Genomic DNA, 20,203 nt, shown 5'->3' with positions numbered 1-20,203 from the left:
ATGGCTTTCGAACGCACAACATCACAGGTACTTTATGATGATGGAAAGCATAAATGTATTAGCTTTACCAGCTTGGTAAAAGGCGAGGGCGTACAGGCGAACCAGTTCCTGATTTTGGATAATGAGCGCGCAGCGGTGCTCGATCCGGGTGGTGACTTGACCTATGTCCCACTGACTATGGAACTGAATAAATATACCCGTTTGACCAATCTTGACTATGTGATGGCCTCGCATCAGGACCCAGACATTATTACCTCGATGCCGCGTTGGTTGGTTTATACCGACGCCAAAGTGGTGGCATCTAAGCTGTGGGCGCGTTTCTTACCGCATTTAAACTCTGCATTTATGAGTGACCGGATGAAAGGCAACTGGTTGGATCGTCTGATCGAACTGCCAGATCATGGTCAGGTGATTCCATTAGGCAACAGTCATTTGATGGCTGTTCCTGCACATTTCCTACATTCGGTTGGTAACTTCCAATTTTATGACCCGATTGCCAAAATTTTATTCTCAGGGGATATGGGCGCATCTATGGTGGATGATGCCTCTAAACCTTTAGAAAATTTTGCCGCTCATATTCCTAAAATGAAAGGCTTCCATCAGCGCTACATGTGTTCGAACAAAGTGATCCGTCTGTGGGTCAACATGGTACGGACGATGGATGTGGAAATGATCGTACCGCAGCACGGCACGCCATTTATTGGTAAAGAACAGATCAACCAATTCTTAGATTGGATCGAAACCTTGCAGTGTGGTGTCGATTTAATGGATGAAACAGTCTTTACTTGCCCAGTATAATGACTTGAAAATTCAGAAAAAATAATTGAGTTTGCAGATAACATTTTTTAGTATTTTTCGTCCATAAAATAAGCTTTTAGATGACGAGAATAGATAAAAATGTTGTCTCAAATACCGACTCAGGATGCATGTTTAACCTGTGGAGCATGTTGTGCCCACTATCGCGTTTCTTTTTATTGGGCAGAAGGGCTGAATATGCCCGAACATTATACTGAGCCGGTTAATGCCGTGTATTCATGTATGGCGGGCACCAATCAAACACAGTCTCGTTGTATCGCTTTGGGTGGGAAAATTGGGCAAGCAGTGAGTTGTAGGGTGTACGAGGCTCGGAGTTCCACATGTAAAAGTGTGCAGATAGCTGATGAGCAATGTAATAAAGCACGCATCGCGCATCAAATGATTCCATTGATCAGTATTCCACTGCATGACGCTGAAAATGATGAAGATTTCGATCAAGTCAGTTAAGGCTTTAGTTCCAGAATAAATTTATTGAAATTAAGCGGTAGAGTCTTCGGATTCTGCCTGTATTGAACAAGTTGCTGACTAACCCTCAGTGTATTCTTGCTGAAAACAGCATATTCGATGGTTAATATTGAAAACTCTGTAAAGAATTGCCGCAATTAAAATGAAAATTGAACGGAAATTTGTATATAATGGCTCACGGAAATTACCAGCGAGACTGTTATGTTGACCATCGTTCAAGAAGCCCTAACCTTTGATGATGTCTTATTACTCCCTGCCTATTCTACTGTTCTCCCAAAAGATGTCTCTCTTAAGACACGTTTCACACGTGGCATCAATTTGAATATTCCACTTGTTTCTGCTGCGATGGATACTGTGACTGAATCACGTATGGCAATTGCAATGGCGCAAAACGGTGGTATCGGTATCCTGCATAAAAACATGGATATTGCTGCACAAGCTGCAGAAGTTCGCCGCGTGAAAAAATTTGAAGCAGGTATGGTGAAAGACCCAATTACCGTTACACCAGAAACGACTGTACGTGAGCTGATTGCTTTAACTCAAGCAAATAACATCAGCGGTGTACCAGTGGTGAAAGACGGTCAAGTGGTGGGTATTGTTACTGGTCGTGACACTCGTTTTGAAACCAATCTTGAGCAACCTGTTAGTAACATCATGACAGGTCATGATCGTTTGGTGACTGTTCGTGAAAACGAATCAAAAGAAAATATCCAAGCATTACTTCAAAAACACCGTATTGAAAAAGTCCTTGTTGTAAATGACAACAACGAACTGAAAGGTTTAATCACGGTTACTGATTTCCGTAAAGCTGAAAACTATCCAAACAGCTGCAAAGATGACTTAGGTCGTTTACGCGTTGGTGCTGCAGTTGGTACAGGTGCAGAAACACCAAGCCGTGTAGAAGCATTGGTAGAAGCGGGTGTTGATGCGATTGTTGTTGATACTGCACATGGTCACTCTGCAGGTGTAATTGAACGTGTACGTTGGGTTAAAGCCAACTATCCACAAGTTCAAGTGATTGGCGGTAACATCGCGACTGGTGATGCAGCTCTTGCATTATTAGATGCTGGCGCAGATGCAGTGAAAGTGGGTATTGGCCCAGGTTCAATCTGTACTACACGTATCGTTGCTGGTATTGGTATGCCGCAAATCTCTGCGATTGACAGCGTTGCCAATGCACTGAAAGACCAAATTCCATTGATCGCAGACGGTGGTATCCGTTTCTCTGGTGATATGGCAAAAGCGATTGGTGCAGGTGCGAGTACCATCATGGTAGGTTCATTGATGGCGGGTACTGAAGAAGCACCAGGCGAAGTTGAATTCTTCCAAGGTCGTTACTACAAAGCTTATCGTGGTATGGGTTCATTGGGTGCGATGGCAGGTGCAACAGGTTCTGCTGACCGTTATTTCCAAGACTCAAAAGCCGGTGCTGAAAAACTTGTACCAGAAGGTATTGAAGGTCGCGTACCGTACAAAGGCCCAATGGGTAACATCGTTCATCAAATGATGGGTGGTTTACGTTCATCTATGGGTTATACCGGTTCTGCGGTGATCGATGACTTACGTAAAAATGCACAGTTTGTCAAAATTACTGCGGCAGGTATGTCTGAATCTCACGTACATGACGTGACTATTACTAAAGAAGCACCAAACTACCGTGTTGGTTGATATTTAGTAGCTTTTAGCCGAAAAGGCCGTCATTAATATGACGGCCTTTTTGTTTTTGGTGTAAAGTATTTACAGTAAAAAGTGATGATTAAGATCACCATTAAGAAGTGAGTACAACATGAGTTATTTTGGTACAGATGGCATTCGTGGCAAATTCGGTGAATTGCCTATTACCCCTGAATTTGCATTAAAACTAGGATTTGCCGCAGGTAAAGTATTAAAACAATACAGTAAAAAAGCAAAGCCCATCGTTGTACTAGGTAAAGATACCCGATTATCGGGCTATATTTTAGAGTCAGCATTACAAGCCGGTTTAAACGCAGCAGGTGTTTATGTTCACTTGTTGGGTCCATTACCTACACCCGCAATTGCCCATTTAACCCGTGCATTACATGCCAGCTTAGGCATCGTGATCTCGGCGTCGCATAATCCGTATTTTGATAATGGCATTAAGTTCTTCTCGAGCGAAGGTAAAAAATTGCCGGATGAAATTCAAGAAGCCATTAACAAAGAACTTGAAAATGACTTGGTGATCGAAGACCCAGCAAACTTAGGTAAAAGTGTGCGTGTGAAGGATGCCAATGGTCGTTATATCGAGTTTTGTAAATCAACCTTCCCGTACCATTTTGACCTGACAGGCTTAAAAATTGTGGTGGACTGTGCCAATGGTGCAGCCTATAGCGTCGGTCCTTCGGTATATCGTGAACTGGGTGCAAAAGTGATTGCGCTGTTTAACGAACCGGATGGTTTGAACATCAATAAAGACTGTGGTTCGACGCATCCTGAGTTTTTACAAAAAGCAGTTGTTGAACATCAGGCGGATTTAGGGATTGCCTTTGATGGTGATGCTGACCGTGTGATTATGGTCGATAAAAATGGTCAGCAAATTACCGGTGACCATATTCTCTATATTTTAGCCACTCAAGCGAGTCAAAAGCCTGCGGGTATCGTGGGTACCGTGATGAGCAATATGGCGCTTGAAATTGCTTTAGATCAAGCCAAAGTGCCGTTGCTTCGTGCCAAAGTTGGTGACCGCTATGTTTTACAAGGCCTAGAAGAAAAGGGCTGGGTAACGGGCGGTGAGCCATCAGGTCATATTCTGACTTTGGACAAGAGCACCACAGGTGATGCGATCATTGCTTCACTTCAGGTGTTAACGGTGATGGTTGAACAAGGTAAAGCCTTACATGAATTGGTGGAAGGTTTTGAATTATTACCAAACGTTCTGGTAAATGTTCGCTTGGCTGAGATGTTTGATCCCTACGCCGTACCTGCACTGGTGAACGAGTTTGAAAAAGCTGAAGCTCAGCTTAAAGGGCGTGGTCGCATCTTGATTCGTAAATCAGGCACAGAACCGGTCATTCGTGTCATGGTTGAAGGTAATGACCTTGAAGAAGTCACCGCTTTGGCAAATCATTTGGCTGATGCTGTTCGCGCCAATGCAGCTTAAATCAAGAGGGGAAATTGCATGAATGATGTGATTAAGGACTTAAGTGAACTGCGTTTAACTTATCAAAAAGGTGAGTTGCATGAAGATCAGGTGAACCGTGATCCACATGAGCAGTTTTTATTATGGTTTAACCATGCCTTAGCAGCACAACTGCATGAACCCTATGCTATGTCTTTGGCTACGGCAAATGCCCAAGGTCGTCCGCACGTGCGGACGGTCTTGTTGCGCGGTGCGACCCATGCAGGTTATGACTTCTACACCAACTATGACAGTCAAAAAGGCAATGATCTGCTCGATAATCCTTATGCAGAATTATTGTTTTATTGGCAAGAGCAGGAACGTCAAATTCGGGTCAGTGGTCGTGTGGAAAAGATTTCTCTTGAAGAATCGACGGATTATTACCACAAACGACCGCGTGACAGCCAAATCGCAGCACACATTAGCACTCCACAAAGTGGTGTTATCGCCAGTCGTGAAGAATTACAACAGCGATTCCAAAATTTGCATGATCAAGTGGAAAGCAAAAACGTATTGGCGAAACCTGAGTTTTGGGGTGGCTATCGTTTAGTTCCGGATTATTATGAATTTTGGCAAGGCCGTCCGAATCGTTTACATGACCGCTTGAGTTATGAACTACAGGATGGTCAATGGGTTTTACAGCGACTGATGCCATAAATGTCTAAACTTTTAATTCAACAAAGACCCTATTTGACGCGCCCTGAAGATATTCAGGGCGTTGCCCCGTTTATTGCTGATTTATTGGCACGTCGCGGGGTTTCTTCCGCACAAGAACTGGAATTGAAGCTCAAGCATTTACATGCCCCGACCTTAAAAGGCATGCAGCAAGCTATAGAGTTGATCGACCAAGCCATTGATGCACATAAAAAAATTGTCATTGTAGGCGACTATGATGCCGATGGTGCAACCAGTACTGCATTGATGGTCTTGGCACTGCGTGATATGGGCGCGGATGTTGAATATCTGGTTCCAGACCGTTTTAAGTATGGTTATGGCCTGACACCCGCCATTGCTGATTTAGCCTTCGTGAGTTTTACCCCAGATGTGCTGATTACAGTCGATAATGGTATTTCGAGCCATGCTGGTGTAGCACAGGCACAGGCGCATGGTATGCAGGTGATCATTACAGACCATCACCTGACTACGAAGGAAACACCACAAGCAGAAGCGGTGGTGAATCCGAATCAGTTGGGATGTGAATTTCCAAGTAAAGCCTTGGCTGGCGTAGGTGTTGCATTTTATGTGTTGGCCAATTTGGCCAGTATGCGTAAAAAAAATGCTAAATCCACAGCCAACCTCAGCCAATATTTGGACTTGGTGGCTTTAGGCACTTATGCCGATGTTGCAAGTCTAGATCTGAATAATCGGATCTTGATCGATGCTGGTTTGAAGCGGATTCAGCAAGGACTATGTCGTCCAGGGATCAGTGCATTATTGGATATCGCTGGTCGTGATCCCGCACAGTTAAAAGCACAGGACTTGGGCTTTGTAGTTGGCCCACGACTCAATGCAGCTGGGCGTATGGAGACTATGGATATTGGGATTGAGTGTCTGATTGCGGCGGATTTAAGTACGGCTTATCCGATTGCGCAGCAGTTGAATCAACTCAATATTGAAAGACGCCAAGTCGAAGGGCAGATTAAACAGGAAGCTCTGGCTGAGTTAGAACATATTCAGCTTGATCAGGATAACTTACCTGCAGCCTTGATCATGTTTGAACAGCATTGGCATCAAGGGGTGATTGGGATTGTTGCAGGGCGTTTGAAAGAACAATTCCATAGACCTGCAATCGTCTTTGCTGCAGATGAAGATGGCGTACATATTAAAGGCTCTGCGCGTTCTATCGAAGGTATTCATATTCGAGACAGTATTGAGCGTATTGCTGAATTACATCCGCATTTGGTCAGTCATTTTGGTGGACATGCAGCCGCAGCAGGACTAACCATTCAAAAGCAGCATTTTTCTGAATTTAAAACCGCTTTTGAAGCACTAATCGCTGCGCAAGATGAAAGTTTATTTCAGGCCACTATTTGGACAGATGGCGAATTGCCCGATTCGGCCATTAATGTCGAAACCGTCGATCTTCTGCAAAATTTAAGTCCATGGGGACAAAAATTCCCTGCACCGGTCTATGAAGGCCTATTTAAAATTTTAGATTATCGTTGGTTGAAAGACCTACATTTGAAATTAAAACTTGCTTTAGATAATGGTTTAATGGTGGACGCAATTGCATTTAATGCGGCAGAAAAATATGAATTTAATCCTATGCAAGATAAAATCCGCTTGGTCTACGAACTCGATAAAAATGAATTTAGAGGAAATGTCAGTGTTCAATTGAGAGTTTTACACTTGGCTCAATAAATTCCATTTTTACAGGCAAATAAAAAACCGCTCAGAAGAGCGGTTTTTTTATGGTTTTGACTTCAATGGATTAGAAGCGGTATTTCGCTGCTACACCAAATGAATTGTAGTCATTGTTGCCAACTTCACCGAAACCAACACGACCTTCAAGGCTCACTTGTTGGTTGAAGAATTTACGTGCATTGATCCCTACTTCGTTACGATCAGTGACATCGTTGTTGTAGTAGTCAGCACCAACACTGAATGTTTTGTCGATGAAGTAATCCGCTGCTAGATTGAATTCATCTAGATCACCGAATGCTGCACCCGCTTCAAGGTTGATGTCTTTACCATTGCTTAAAGTTGTTACGTATTTAGCACGTAAAGTTGGATCTACACCGTCGTCATCGTCATTGTCCCAACCTTTTAGACCGGCAGCAACTAAGAAACCAGGTGCAGGAAGGTAACCCACTTCAGCTGCATAATAAGTTGTATCGTTGTCTATTGTGCCGACTGCAGTGTCAACTTCGACATTATTACGGCTTACATCACCAGATACATAGAAATCTGAGTTTGGTACGAAGTATTCGATACCAACGCCATAAGTATTGTCGTCAACATTGCCACGATCAGCGAAAGTTGCGTGTGCATTGACGTTACTTGCACGGTTTAAGAATGCAGCTTCTGCAAGAGGAGCGTTACGCGTTTGAACAGGGTTGAAGTAATAAGTACCGTTTACACCAAATTCACTGCCAGAGCTTCCATTATCTGGGTCGATGTAACCAGCTGAAGCGCCTACTTCTGCTTGATAAGCATGAGCTGTACCTGTAATAGCAAGTGCAGAAAGAAGTGCTGAAGCAATTGCGAGTTTTTTCATGGAAACTACCCCTCTAAATTGTTTGGCTAAATTTAATACATTTTTTGTTACAAGTTTTAGTCTAGAGAATTTTTAAAGATGGTCAATCGCTGCAAAGTTGCAGAACTGTGTATTCGGTAATTTTATGTAATTTTAATTATTTAAGATATTGAAAAATATATAATTATTATTAATGTTTTGTTTTATTAAAACTGTGTAGATATTATGAATTTGTAGATTATTTGGTCAACAACTGGACTTTTTTTAAAGTAAATATTACATCGAAAAGAAAAAAGCACCTCAAAATTGAGGTGCTTTTTTATGCACATTCCTAATTCAAACGAAATTAGAAACGGAAAGTTGCATTGATGTTGAACGCTTGAACGTCATCACCAAAACCAACTTGACCACCGATTGCTAGGTTCGGGTTAAGGAAGTATTTTGAACGGATAGCGAAGTAATCCGTGTCTTCATCACCATCATCTTCGATGTTGTAAGATGCACCAATGCTAAAAGCTTGGTCGAAGTAGTAGTCTGCACCAATCGTAACAGAGTCTAAATCACCAAAAGCGCCATCTGCCTCTAGGTTGATGTATTGACCATTGTTCAACGGCGCAACATATTTTGCTTTAACAGCAAAACGGTTGTCTTCGTCTTCATCATTGTCGCCTTGATAGCCATCAATACCAACAGCAAGTAAAAGGTTAGAGACAGGTAAATAACCTACTAATGCGCGGTATGTTGTTGAATCATAGTCCTCGCTTGCTGAAATACCAGCAACTTTTACTTCAGCTTTTTCTTCTTTGTAGCCTAATTCACCATTAAAGTAGAATTGTTCAAAGAAGTATTCAGCACCTAATGAAATATGGTGGCTGTCATATTCTGCTTTGCCTGCAAGCGGACCTGAAACAGGAAAATAATCTGATACATCAACTGTTTTTGTATCTAAATATTGATAGCTATATTTAGCATAAATATTGCTGTTATGACCTAAAAATGCAGCTTCGTTTAATGGGCCATTTTTAGGGTTTACTGAGTCTAAATATAACGTGCCTTGTAAGTTGAACAATCCGTTTGAATCTACGATGTCATTGTCCCAATCTGTATAAGTAAAACCGCCATCAACTTGACCATCATAAGCAAAAGTTGATGAAGTGATAACAGCTAACCCTAGTGCAAGTAATGTCTTTTTCATAAAACCCTCGAAACATTATTGTTGTAAAAAAAATGTAATAAATAGTAATGCGAGCGTATTGTTCATATTATGTGCATTGAAGTCAATGATTTGGATGCTCAATCTGGCTGAAACTGTGCAAATTCTCTGTGATATAATAGGCGGCTATTTAAGCCAAATTTTTTGATTGAGAGTAATTCACGTGGAAATTAATCCGTATCTATTACAGCTAAAAGACTTAAACGACCGTGGTCAAACATTACGGGGGTATCTTTGACTACGATCTGAAAAAAGAGCGTTTAGAAGAGGTTCTACGTGAGCTGGAAGACCCAGCAATTTGGAATGATCAAAGCCGTGCGCAAGCAATGGCAAAAGAAAAAGGTGAACTCGAAAACGTCATTAACGTGCTCGAAGGGCTTTCAACTCAACTAGAAGATGCCCAAGCAATGCTGGATCTTGCGGTTGAAGCAGAAGAAGAAAGCTTACTTGCAGATGTGCAAGCAGAGTTAACTTCAGCGGAAGCAGAACTTGCGAAATTAGAATTCCGTCGTATGTTCAGTAATCCGATGGACCCGAACCCATGCTATGTCGAAATTCAAGCAGGTTCAGGTGGTACTGAAGCACAGGACTGGGCATCGATGTTACTGCGTATGTATCTACGTTGGATTGAACGTCATGGCTTTAAAGCAGAAGTGATGGAAGAGTCTGATGGTGATGTGGCAGGGATCAAGTCTGCAACGATCCGTGTAGAAGGTGAGTATGCATATGGTTGGTTACGTACAGAATCTGGCGTACACCGTTTAGTCCGTAAGTCACCTTTTGACTCGGGTAACCGTCGCCATACTTCATTCTCAGCGGTTTTTGTATCGCCTGAAATTGATGACAATATTGAAATTGAAATAAATCCAGCTGATGTTCGTACTGATACCTATCGTGCATCTGGTGCGGGTGGTCAGCACATTAACAAAACAGACTCTGCGGTACGTTTAACTCACGCTCCAACAGGGATTGTGGTGGCATGTCAGAACCAACGTTCACAGCACGCCAACCGTGACCATGCATGGAAACAGTTACGTGCAAAATTGTACGAACTTGAAATGCAAAAACGTAATGATGCGGCACAAGCGTTGGAAGACACCAAGTCAGATATCGGTTGGGGCAGCCAAATTCGTTCATACGTTTTAGATGACTCGCGTATTAAAGACTTACGTACCAGTGTGGAAAGTTCAAACACCGGCGCAGTACTTGATGGTGATTTAGATAAGTTTATTGAAGCCAGCCTCAAACAAGGTTTGTAATTTAAATTTATATAGAAAACAAAGTTCTATCTGTTCTTGATCAATATATCTAAAAAAATCGATATAAAAATCGAAAAAATACGATATAGTGTATTCAAGATGCTGAATAGAACTTTGTTGTCCAAATTTTTATTTAATTAAACCCGTTTAAATTATGGATATTGATTTAATTTTTAAAGCACTTGCCAATCCGACTCGACGTCAAATCTTGGAATGGTTGAAAACACCTGAACAGTTTTTGTCAGAAGAACAATGTGGCGGCTTTAATCGTGGTGTATGCGCTGGCAATATCGAAAAACTCGGTAATGTTTCGCAGTCTACGATGTCTAATCATTTGTCTGTGTTACAACAGGCGGGCTTAATTCAAGCCGAGAAATATGGTCAATGGTCGTATTTCTCACGCAATGAAGAACTCATTCAGCAATATATTGATTATCTGCAGAACTCACTTTAAATCGTATTTTACATTTGAAGTGTGGGGCGAGACATATATGGCTGAACTCAATACTCCTCTCATTTTGGGTGATTTACACCTCAAAAATCGCGTTGTGATGGCGCCACTGACCCGTAGTCGTGCGACCACTGACCGTGTTCCAACGCCGATGATGGCTGAATACTATGCACAGCGTGCAAGTGCTGGATTAATCATTTCAGAAGCAACAGTCATTTCAGAAGCAGCTAATGGCTATTTGCAGACGCCGGGTTTATTTACCGATGCTCAAGTTCAGGGCTGGAAATTGGTGACCCAAGCCGTACATGAACAGCAAGGTTTAATTGTGGCACAATTGTGGCATGTCGGACGTGTCTCACATCCCGACCTTTTGAATGGTGATACACCAGTTTCTGCCAGTGCGGTACAACAGGCGGGTTATGTCAGTCTGCTTCGCCCAAAACGCGAATATGTCGTGCCACGTCCATTAGAGATTGCAGAAATCAAAAGCATTGTAGAACAATACAAACAGTCTGCGATCAAAGCCAAAGAAGCGGGATTTGATGGTGTGGAATTGCATGCGGCCAATGGTTATTTGATCGATCAATTCCTACAAAGCAAAACCAATTTACGTGAAGATGAGTATGGTGGTTCTGTCGAAAACCGCGCGCGTTTATTGCTTGAAGTGGTGGATGCGCTGATTGAAGTGTGGGGGGCAGGTCGTGTAGGTGTGCATCTTGCGCCGCGTGGTGATGAACACGACATGGGCGATCATGATCCACGTGAAACCTTTGGCTATGCCTTAGAGCAGTTGGGGCAGAGGAAGATTGCATTTTTCTTTACCCGTGAATATCTGGCGGATGACAGTATTAGTAATTATCTGAAACAGCGCTCAAATGGTGTGCCGTACATTGCCAATATGCGTTTAAGCCGTGAAGATGCTGTAGATTTATTGGCCTCTGGTAAAGCCGATGCAGTGTCTTTTGGTAAAGCTTATATTGCCAATCCAGATTTGTTTGAACGTTTGCTGGCGAATGCTGCACTGAATGAATTGCAGTTAGAAAACATGATTGGAACAGATGTTGCCGAAGGCTATATTGATTATCCAAGCATGAAAAATAAATTTGGTTCAGGTCGTTCAACCTATTAATCGACACTTGAATACGCATTATCCATTAACATGTGGATAATGCTCTGATATATTCTGCCGATTCAAACCGTTTTTGAGCGTAATAATTTGACTACTCCTTTTTGGTATAACGCAGCTTTGGCGCTGATTAAGCCGCTATATCAATGGCGAATCAAAAAACGTGCTGAAGATCTCCAACTATATCAGCAAGAGTGTCTTGAGCGCTTTGGGCCATTTCAGCCGGTTAAAAACCGCAATGCAATTTGGTTTCATGTGGTTTCCGTAGGAGAAACCAACGCTGCACAGCCGCTGATTGAACATTATCTCAAAGCAGGTCATCCGGTCTTAGTCACCAATACCACCAAAACCGGACAAGCGCGTGCGAAACAATTATTTTTAAAAGCACCGTATGAATCGCTATTTCAGGCCGTGTATCTGCCAGCAGATCAAAAAAAATTAGTCCGTCGTTTTATCGAAAAATATCAACCAAAAATGTTGGCTCTAGTTGAAACTGAACTCTGGCCAAATTTGATGATTGAAGCCGATCAGGCCAACGTTCCGTGTTTATTAATTAATGCCAGATTATCTGAAAAATCGGCGAAAGGTTATGGCAAAGTCCCGAGTTTGACGCAGCCGATGCTAAAGAGTTTGAAACAATTATTGGCGCAAGATCAGGCAACTTTAGCGCGATTTATTGAGTTGGGTGCAAACCCCCATACCAGTCAGGTCGTGGGAAGTATCAAGTTTGATATTCATGCACCCGATAGCTTTGTGCAACAAGCAGCGCAGTTGCGTCAAGATTGGGCTTTGCAAGAGCGCAAAATCATTACCATTGCCAGTACGCATGCGCCAGAAGAACAAAAACTACTCGCAGCGCTGCAGCCGATTTTGCAACAACAGCCTGAGCTGTTATGTATCGTCGTACCACGGCATCCTGAACGCTTTGATGACGTTTTTGTAGAAGCGCAGAAACTGAATTTACGCACACAGCGCCGCAGTTTAAAGCAAACGATTCAGCCTGAAACACAAGTATATTTGGCGGATAGTATGGGCGAATTATGGCTTTGGCTGGCACTGAGTCAGGCGTGTTTTGTCGGTGGTTCTTTAAATGAACCGGGCGGTGGACATAATATTTTGGAGCCTATCGCGCTGCATGTCCCGACAGTATTAGGTCAGCATTATTTTAATTTTCAAACCATTGTGGATGAATTTGTAGCGGCTCATGCGGTTGTGGTTGTGCAGGATTTTGAGCAGGCGGCCAGTGCATTGGTTGAGATCATTCAAAATACTGCGAAAGCGCAGGCTTTAAATGATGCAGCGCAGCTGATTATGCAAAAGAATACCGGGTCGCTGCAAAAGCATATTCAGGTGATTGATCAATACCTTTGATTTTTCAACCATGATTTAAATTGGTTGTTGTTTTAAATAGATGAATGAATAGGCTCGATGGAGTCTTACATCTAAGGTTTGAAGAAAGGGGTTAGCCTTAGGCTGGAGGTACTCTTACGAAACGTTGTTTCTCATTCGGCAAAATGGAATGCGAAGCTTCGCAAGGAAGCCATCTTGCGGTGCAGTGCAGCTCACCGACAAAACGCGTCGAATTTTTATGTCTAACAAATAATCGCTGAAACTTGAGTGATTCTATTGAGTGTTGCCTTGAACCGTTGTGGATGACGTTTTCGCGTATCCAATTGAACTGGGTAAGAGAATTTTTATGAACATTGTCCTGCTTGACCCACGTCAAACTGAATCTGAACTGTGGAATATCAGTGCCAAACGCCAAATTGAGCATTTAAAAACCCATGTCGATGTACAAGTGGGCGATACCCTCAAAGTCGGGATTCGGGAAGGAAAGCGTTATTTAACCCAAATCGTCAGTATTACGGATAACGGCATTCAACTTAAACCCTTACAAGAAGAAGAAGTACCAGCAAAGCATCCGGTGACTTTAATTGTGGCAATGCCTCGTCCGAAAGTGTTGCGCCGTCTGATCATGGATGCCGTCACCTTAGGCGTAGAAAAAATCATTTTGCTGCACAGTTATCGCGTGGATAAAAGCTATTGGCAGACCCCATTTTTACAGCAGCTCGATCACTATGTGACCTTAGGTTTGGAGCAGGCTGGTGACACTATTGCGCCCAAAATTGAACTGTATAAACGTTTTAAACCCTTTGTGGAGGATGTTCTACCGAGCATGATCTCGTCAGACTATCCCGCTTATGTGGCGCATCCTTATGTCGAAGATGTGATGCCTACAGGAATTCAACATGGATGTACGATCATCATTGGACCTGAAGGTGGATATATCCCTTATGAGGTAGATTTACTCATAAAAAACGGCTGCCAAGCAGTCAGCTTAGGCAACCGAATTATCCGTACAGAAACTGTGATTCCGTACGTTTTAGGGCGATTATTTAGCTGTTGAAGCTTCTGCCTCAGCTTGATCACCACGGTAAACTTTCACTTCCTGTACAGGGTACGGAATTGAAATACCATTTTGATTGAATGCTTGGATAACGTGTTCTTGCACTTCACTGATCGAGTTCGCAGTGGTGGTTTCTGTGGTATCTACCCACCAACGGACATTCAGATTGACCGAGAAATCAGCCAAAGCATTCACGTTTACGGTAAACGCAGGTTGGCTCAAAATGGTCGGGTCTTTGTCTAAAATGGCCAAAACAATGTTTTTAGCTTTTTGAATGTCATCTTCATAACCAATACCCACCACAAATTCACAACGACGACGTTGATAAGCGGTATTCACCGTTACCGCACTGGTGTAAACCGTCGCGTTTGGAATCACGATACGACGACCATCGGGAGAGCGTAGGAAGGTTGCACGAATTTGAATATCTTCAACTGTACCTTCCATTCCTGACACAATAATGTCGTCACCGATTTTGAACGGTTCACCGAGGAGAATCAAAATACCCGACAGTAAGTTCTGGAAAATATCTTTAAACGCGAAACCGATTGCAACCGAACCAATCCCCAAGGCACTCATGAGCTGACCCGGTGTGAAACCAGGGATCGCAATGACCATTGCAATCAGGAAACCGAAGAACATAATGGCTGAGCTACCGACACGGTTCAGGACCAAAACTAGATTTTGTTTTGAATAAGAACGGTCAGTGAGCGCTTTACGAACAAAGAATCTAAAGAGTTTTGACAGTAGATAGAAGATCGTAAAAACAATTAATGCGATACAAATATAAGGCAGGCGTTCCCAAAATCCATCGACAAATTTATCGATCGTTGAGTATGCGTCATTATATTTAGAGGTATGTTCCAGCACGGTTTGTGCGGTTTTTTCAGTTGCCTCTTGCAAAAGTTGAGTCGTGCCTTGAGTGACATCACTCAAGGCATTTTCTTTTTCAGCCACGAGTTTTCCAAATGTTCAGATTTTTCGCTATTTTGCCTGAAATTAGTGGCGAAAATAACCCTCATTTACAGGCTTGCGAACAGATGTATCAAAATTCAGACAGGCTCAAATTTGGTTAGTGGCTTAGAAATATTCAGTACCTTGTTGAATGATTTCTGTTGGCGATTCAATTTCTCCGCTACCCATCATATAAGACGTGATGCTACCTGTAGCCAAGAGCGACAAGACACTGATTAAAATCATCAACCATGCCAGAATTTTTTCCCAAACCGCAGCAGGGCGTGGCGCGCCGTATTGATTTACGGTCGGTGTGCCTGAGGCCAATAATAAATACAGGATAAAGAACAAATTGATCACGGGGATAAATAATAATAGTAGCAACCAACCGGCTTTATTGAGGTCATGCAGCCGACGCACGACAAAGACACAATAAAAATAAATGTAGAGAATAATAATCGCCAAATAGGCGAGGCCAGATACCCCAGTAAATATGCCAACAAATTGCTCATTTAACGCCATAGTATTGATATTGAAAATCCCAACGGCAAGGCTTAAAGCGATCAAGGCAAAAAAGCTGATGATATTGAGAAAGCCGTACCAACCAATCATGCTCAGTCGACCAAAACGTCCATCAGGTTTCAGGGGATTATCCGATGTAGTGGTCGTCTGACGGGAAAAGAAAGAAGAGTCATTGGTATTCATGCTTGGGTCAACTCAACGTGTATGGAAGAATAAAAAAGCGGAATGCTGAGTAAAATTACCTTTGCATTATAGTTTCAAATGAACTGATCAGATACTGAATTGAAACATGTTTTTGTTGAAATTTTGCTCAAAAATATGCTTTAAATGGGAAAGAATAATACGACCAAAGCATGATTGCTGCGATTAAAAATTAATCGTCATACTGCTGTGATACAGAAATTATAAAAGTAGAAATGTGGCATGGCATCTCGTGATGAGATGAATCAGATCAAGGAAAATACAATATGAAAGAGATCTATCCAGTACCTGAAAGTTTTAAAAAAACCGCGCGCATCAATGAGTCGGAGTACTTTGAGCGTTATCAAAAATCAATTGAACAACCAGATGAGTTTTGGGCGGAGCAAGCGCAAAAGATCGATTGGATCAAACCGTTTACCCAAGTTAAAAATACCAATTTTAAGCAAGATGATTTCAAGATCGAGTGGTTTGCTGACGGTGAACTGAATGTCAGTGCCAACTGCCTCGATCGACATTTAAAAGAACATCCACATAAACCGGCCATTATTTGGGAAGGTGATCATCCTTCACGGCATAAAATCATTTCTTTTGAAGAACTGCATGATGAAACTTGCCGTTTTGCCAATGTGTTGAAAAAACATGGTGTGGGCAAAGGCGACCGTGTGGTGTTGTATATGCCAATGGTGCCAGAAGCGGCAATTGCGATGTTGGCCTGTACCCGAATTGGTGCTGTACACTGCGTAGTTTTTGGCGGTTTCTCACCAGACTCATTGGCAAGTCGTATTGATGATAGTCAGGCGAAAGTCGTGATTACTGCGGATTGTGGGATGCGTGGTGGTAAGCCCATCCCACTCAAAGAAAATGTCGACCTTGCACTCGACATCGAAGGCACATCTTCGGTTCAAAATGTCATTGTGGTGCACCGTACAGGTAACCCGATCGAAATGAAAGCGGATCGTGATTTGTGGTATCACATGGAAATCATGTCGGTTAATGATATTTGTCCACCTGAACCCATGAATGCCGAAGACCCGCTGTTTATTTTATATACATCAGGTTCAACTGGAAAACCGAAAGGTGTATTGCATACCACGGGAGGCTATTTAACCTATGTGAATTGTACTTTCCGTGAAGTTTTTGACTTAAAACAAGATGATGTATTTTGGTGTACCGCAGATGTCGGATGGATCACTGGGCATTCATATGTATTGTATGGCCCATTGTCGAATGGTACTACGACCGTGATGTTTGAAGGGGTGCCGCAATATCCAAGTTGGGCTCGGACCGGACATATTGTTGATAAACACAACGTCACTATTTTATATACGGCACCGACTGCAATCCGCGCCATGATGCGAGAAGGGGATGCCTTTGTCCGAGAAAGTGACCGCAGTAGTCTGCGTTTATTAGGTTCGGTGGGTGAACCCATTAACCCAGAGGCATGGAATTGGTACTACACCGTGGTAGGTGAAAGCCGCTGTCCAGTGGTGGATACATGGTGGCAAACAGAAACGGGTGGTTTCATGATTACGCCATTGCCGGGAGCAACTGATTTAAAACCGGGTTCAGCGACGCGTCCATTCTTTGGTGTACAACCTGCGATAGTGGATGCTGAAGGCAATGAGCTTGAAGGCGCCGTAGAAGGCAATTTGGTGATTAAGGATTCTTGGCCGGGACAAATGCGAACCATTTGGGGTGATCCTGAGCGCTTTATTGAAGCCTATTTCTCCACTTATCCGGGGACGTATTTTACAGGTGATGGCGCACGTCGTGATGAGTCTGGCTACTATTGGATTACGGGCCGTGTGGATGACGTCTTGAACGTTTCAGGGCATCGATTAGGAACGGCTGAAATTGAAAGTGCGTTGGTTGCGCATGATGCTGTGGCAGAGTCTGCGGTGGTGGGTATGCCGCATGATATTAAAGGACAGGGGATTTGCGCCTTTGTCACCCTACAAGCAGGTACAGCTGAGACGGATGAGTTACGTCAGGAACTGGTGGCTTGGGTACGAAAAGTCCTTGGACCAGTGGCAACGCCAGATGCACTGCATTGGGCGCCAGCCTTACCAAAAACCCGTTCTGGTAAAATCATGCGCCGTATTTTAAGAAAAATTGCGGCCAATGAGCTGGACTCTTTAGGCGACACTTCGACCTTGGCAGAGCCTCAAGTGGTTGAACATTTGATTGCGACGGTTTATCCGAAGGCATAAGCAACTTGAGCGTGAGTGATAGCGTTCTGATGAAAGTTCACTATCGCTCATGCGATGGGTTATTAAGGCAATATTTAACGTCCTTTCCCCTAGAAATGTTGATTAGGATGAGGTGACGTTCATGATGCATTTTATCCATCGTACATACGATGGATAACAAAGACCAAGCCATGAGTCGCCTGAATGTTGGTGACTTAGATTTCATAAGATATAGATTTTACAGATATAGACTGCAGGCATTGAGATAAGCTGAATGCCTGCGCTTTGTTAAGCTAAAACGGTAACAGAATAATCAGATAGACATATGAACGCTTCAACTCCATTGACTCAAGAACCGATCGATATTGCCCAAAAACTGGCGGCAGAATTTGCCACAACGGCTGCTCAGCGTGATAAGCAGGGGGGGAATCCCAAAGCTGAACGTGATTTGATTCGTCAAAGTGGTTTGCTTGCACTGTCCATTGGACAGCAATACGGTGGACAGGGTGCAGATTGGCAGACGATTTTTAAAACCATTCAAACCATTGCCCAAGTGGATAGCTCATTGGCGCATGTTTATGGTTTCCATCATTTATTGATTGCAACGGTACAGTTGTTCGCGCAGCCAGAGCAATATGGCCCGTGGTTTGAACAGACTGCACGTGAGCATTTATTTTGGGGTAATACCTTAAACCCTTTGGACCGTCGTACTACAGCAACGCAATTGTCTGAACATGAATATGTGTTTCATGGCGATAAAAGCTTCTGTTCGGGTTCCATGGATTCAGATATTTTGCTGTGTTCCGGGTTCAATGACGATGGAAAATTATTGATCGGGGTGATTCCTACAGCACGTGAAGGTGTCAGTTTTCTCGGCGATTGGGACAATATGGGACAACGTCAAACCGACAGTGGAAGCAGTCATTTTGAACAGGTAAAAATTTCCAAAGATGAATTACTACTGAACCCGGGGCCTTTGAGTACGCCGTATTCCAGCTTGCGTCCATTGATTGCACAGTTGATCTTTGTGCATTTGTTTTTAGGGGTGGCAGAAGGGGCTTTTGAAACAGCAAAACAGACGGTTCAAAACCAAAAGGCGTGGTCAAAATCATTGGCTGAAAATGCAGTGAATGACCCATTTATTCAAAAGCATTTTGCTGAGTTTTATGTGCAATTAGAAAGTGTACGTTTATTGGCAGATAAAGCGGTTCAGCGTTTGCAATGGGCTTGGGAGATTGGTGAAGCTTTGACGGCGGAACAACGTGGAGAAGTCTCTATTGCGATTGCAACAGCCAAAATCGCAGCCACCAATAGCTCGCTATACATTACGCAAAATATTTTCCAAGTGATGGGCGCACGTGCCACGACGGCCAAACTAAATTTAGATCGCTTCTGGCGCAATGTGCGTACCCAAACCTTACACGATCCGATTGATTATAAATATCAGGAGGTCGGTGAATGGGTGCTCACAGCGAAAGTGCCAGATCCAAGTTTTTATTCTTAAACATATATTGCACATGAGCCAATAAAAAGCCTCCGAAAGGGAGGCTTTTTTGCAATGTGCTGTCAGTCGATTTAACGCTGATGAATATTTTCTAAGGTATCGACTAAGGTTCGCGTTGTTTGATCAATTTCATAATTCACGGCATCACCGACTTGGACATTTTTCCATGTAGTGAGGCGCAGTGTTTCAGGAATAAGATCGATTGAAATTTCACTATTGGCACGATCAACACGGTTCACAGTCAAACTGCAACCATTGAGTCCAATAAAACCTTTGAGAAAGAAATATTTAATATTGCCTGCCGGAATGTGAATATCGAGATGAAAGGTTTCCCCACGATGTTCTAAGTTTTTGATCGTGGCTGTGCCTTCGATATGACCATAAAGATTGTGACCACCATTTTCTGCGCCAACTTTGGCTGAGCGTTCGACATTGACCTCATCACCGGCCTTGAGAGCTTTTAGCGTGGTGAGTTGATTGGTCAAATCTGAGACATCAAAATGTACTTGGTTGGCTGCCAAATCAATATGTGTGGCCGTTAAACACACGCCATTAATCGCCACACTTGCCCCGATAAAGACATCATGAAAAAAATTCTGATGATTTGAAATCACCAAGGTTGTGAAGCCATTGCCTTGACGAATGTCTAAGACTTTTTCTAAACCTTGCACGATGCCTGTATACATGTGAGCGTCTCTAAAATGATTTGCGTTTTCTGTATTGTAGGGACAAAACGACCGATCGGCTATGCCTTAGAGTGACCA

Annotated in this window: 18 protein-coding genes; 13 read left to right on the top strand and 5 right to left on the bottom strand. The window is 42.9% G+C overall.

Going from position 1 to position 20,203, the window contains the following annotated elements:
- The 6 genes from FTT76_RS05025 to recJ all read left to right on the top strand — a co-directional run bounded on the left by FTT76_RS05025 (position 1) and on the right by recJ (position 6,778).
- Entirely contained in the window at positions 1-798 is a 798-nt protein-coding gene (locus FTT76_RS05025; RefSeq protein WP_180190122.1) for an MBL fold metallo-hydrolase, read from the top strand.
- Between the two features lie 99 nt (positions 799-897).
- A complete protein-coding gene (locus tag FTT76_RS05020; protein WP_168379406.1) occupies positions 898-1,263 on the top strand; it encodes a YkgJ family cysteine cluster protein in 366 nt (121 codons plus the stop codon).
- Positions 1,264-1,482: 219 nt separating this feature from the next.
- Entirely contained in the window at positions 1,483-2,949 is a 1,467-nt protein-coding gene (gene guaB, locus FTT76_RS05015; RefSeq protein ID WP_078190562.1) for an IMP dehydrogenase, read from the top strand.
- 118 nt (positions 2,950-3,067) lie between these two features.
- Entirely contained in the window at positions 3,068-4,399 is a 1,332-nt protein-coding gene (gene glmM, locus FTT76_RS05010; RefSeq protein ID WP_180190121.1) for a phosphoglucosamine mutase, read from the top strand.
- Positions 4,400-4,417: 18 nt separating this feature from the next.
- Positions 4,418-5,074, top strand: a complete 657-nt coding sequence (gene pdxH, locus FTT76_RS05005) for a pyridoxamine 5'-phosphate oxidase (protein ID WP_180190120.1) — start codon at positions 4,418-4,420, stop codon at positions 5,072-5,074.
- Complete coding sequence (recJ, locus tag FTT76_RS05000; RefSeq protein WP_180049752.1) at positions 5,075-6,778, top strand: single-stranded-DNA-specific exonuclease RecJ; 1,704 nt, start codon at positions 5,075-5,077, stop codon at positions 6,776-6,778. It abuts the gene before it with no gap.
- Positions 6,779-6,848: 70 nt separating this feature from the next.
- Here recJ and FTT76_RS04995 read toward each other — a convergent pair whose 3' ends face one another.
- Entirely contained in the window at positions 6,849-7,634 is a 786-nt protein-coding gene (locus FTT76_RS04995) for a putative porin (RefSeq protein ID WP_067761595.1), read from the bottom strand.
- 325 nt (positions 7,635-7,959) lie between these two features.
- Positions 7,960-8,808: a putative porin gene (locus FTT76_RS04990; protein WP_180054191.1), complete on the bottom strand. Its 849-nt coding sequence runs from the start codon at positions 8,806-8,808 to the stop codon at positions 7,960-7,962.
- A 181-nt stretch (positions 8,809-8,989) separates the two neighbouring features.
- On the opposite strand from FTT76_RS04990, the gene prfB reads away from it, so the two are divergent.
- The 5 genes from prfB (at position 8,990) to FTT76_RS04965 (ending at position 14,069) form a co-directional block, all read left to right on the top strand.
- Positions 8,990-10,085, top strand: a protein-coding gene (gene prfB / locus FTT76_RS04985; protein ID WP_111884474.1) for a peptide chain release factor 2 whose coding sequence is annotated in 2 segments (ribosomal slippage) — positions 8,990-9,061 and positions 9,063-10,085 — 1,095 coding nt in all. Because the reading frame shifts where the segments join, the coding sequence is not laid out codon by codon here.
- 154 nt (positions 10,086-10,239) lie between these two features.
- The gene (locus FTT76_RS04980) at positions 10,240-10,539 is read left to right on the top strand and encodes a helix-turn-helix transcriptional regulator (protein WP_078190555.1); all 300 of its coding nucleotides are present in this window, start codon (positions 10,240-10,242) and stop codon (positions 10,537-10,539) included.
- A gap of 37 nt (positions 10,540-10,576) precedes the next feature.
- Entirely contained in the window at positions 10,577-11,665 is a 1,089-nt protein-coding gene (locus tag FTT76_RS04975) for an alkene reductase (protein ID WP_180190119.1), read from the top strand.
- An 87-nt stretch (positions 11,666-11,752) separates the two neighbouring features.
- Complete coding sequence (locus FTT76_RS04970) at positions 11,753-13,033, top strand: 3-deoxy-D-manno-octulosonic acid transferase (RefSeq protein ID WP_180190118.1); 1,281 nt, start codon at positions 11,753-11,755, stop codon at positions 13,031-13,033.
- Positions 13,034-13,358: 325 nt separating this feature from the next.
- Positions 13,359-14,069, top strand: a complete 711-nt coding sequence (locus FTT76_RS04965; RefSeq protein WP_180092747.1) for a 16S rRNA (uracil(1498)-N(3))-methyltransferase — start codon at positions 13,359-13,361, stop codon at positions 14,067-14,069.
- Here FTT76_RS04965 and FTT76_RS04960 read toward each other — a convergent pair.
- Entirely contained in the window at positions 14,055-15,026 is a 972-nt protein-coding gene (locus FTT76_RS04960) for a mechanosensitive ion channel family protein (RefSeq protein WP_078190551.1), read from the bottom strand. The genes FTT76_RS04965 and FTT76_RS04960 overlap by 15 nt on opposite strands.
- Positions 15,027-15,149: 123 nt before the next feature.
- Entirely contained in the window at positions 15,150-15,728 is a 579-nt protein-coding gene (locus FTT76_RS04955; protein ID WP_180022760.1) for a DUF805 domain-containing protein, read from the bottom strand.
- A 284-nt stretch (positions 15,729-16,012) separates the two neighbouring features.
- On the opposite strand from FTT76_RS04955, the gene acs reads away from it, so the two are divergent.
- Both acs and FTT76_RS04945 read left to right on the top strand, forming a co-directional pair.
- Positions 16,013-17,956, top strand: a complete 1,944-nt coding sequence (gene acs, locus FTT76_RS04950) for an acetate--CoA ligase (RefSeq protein WP_078190549.1) — start codon at positions 16,013-16,015, stop codon at positions 17,954-17,956.
- A gap of 304 nt (positions 17,957-18,260) precedes the next feature.
- Positions 18,261-19,439 (top strand): acyl-CoA dehydrogenase family protein, encoded by a 1,179-nt coding sequence (locus FTT76_RS04945; protein ID WP_180190117.1) that lies wholly within the window; start codon positions 18,261-18,263, stop codon positions 19,437-19,439.
- 71 nt (positions 19,440-19,510) lie between these two features.
- On the opposite strand, the gene FTT76_RS04940 is transcribed toward FTT76_RS04945, so the two are convergent.
- Entirely contained in the window at positions 19,511-20,125 is a 615-nt protein-coding gene (locus FTT76_RS04940; RefSeq protein ID WP_180190116.1) for a riboflavin synthase subunit alpha, read from the bottom strand.
- Between the last annotated feature and the right edge of the window lie 78 nt (positions 20,126-20,203).

This window comes from Acinetobacter sp. YH01009 (assembly GCF_013420765.1).
Classification (GTDB): Bacteria; Pseudomonadota; Gammaproteobacteria; order Pseudomonadales; family Moraxellaceae; genus Acinetobacter; species Acinetobacter amyesii.
This window is presented reverse-complemented; position numbering and strand designations above follow the sequence as displayed.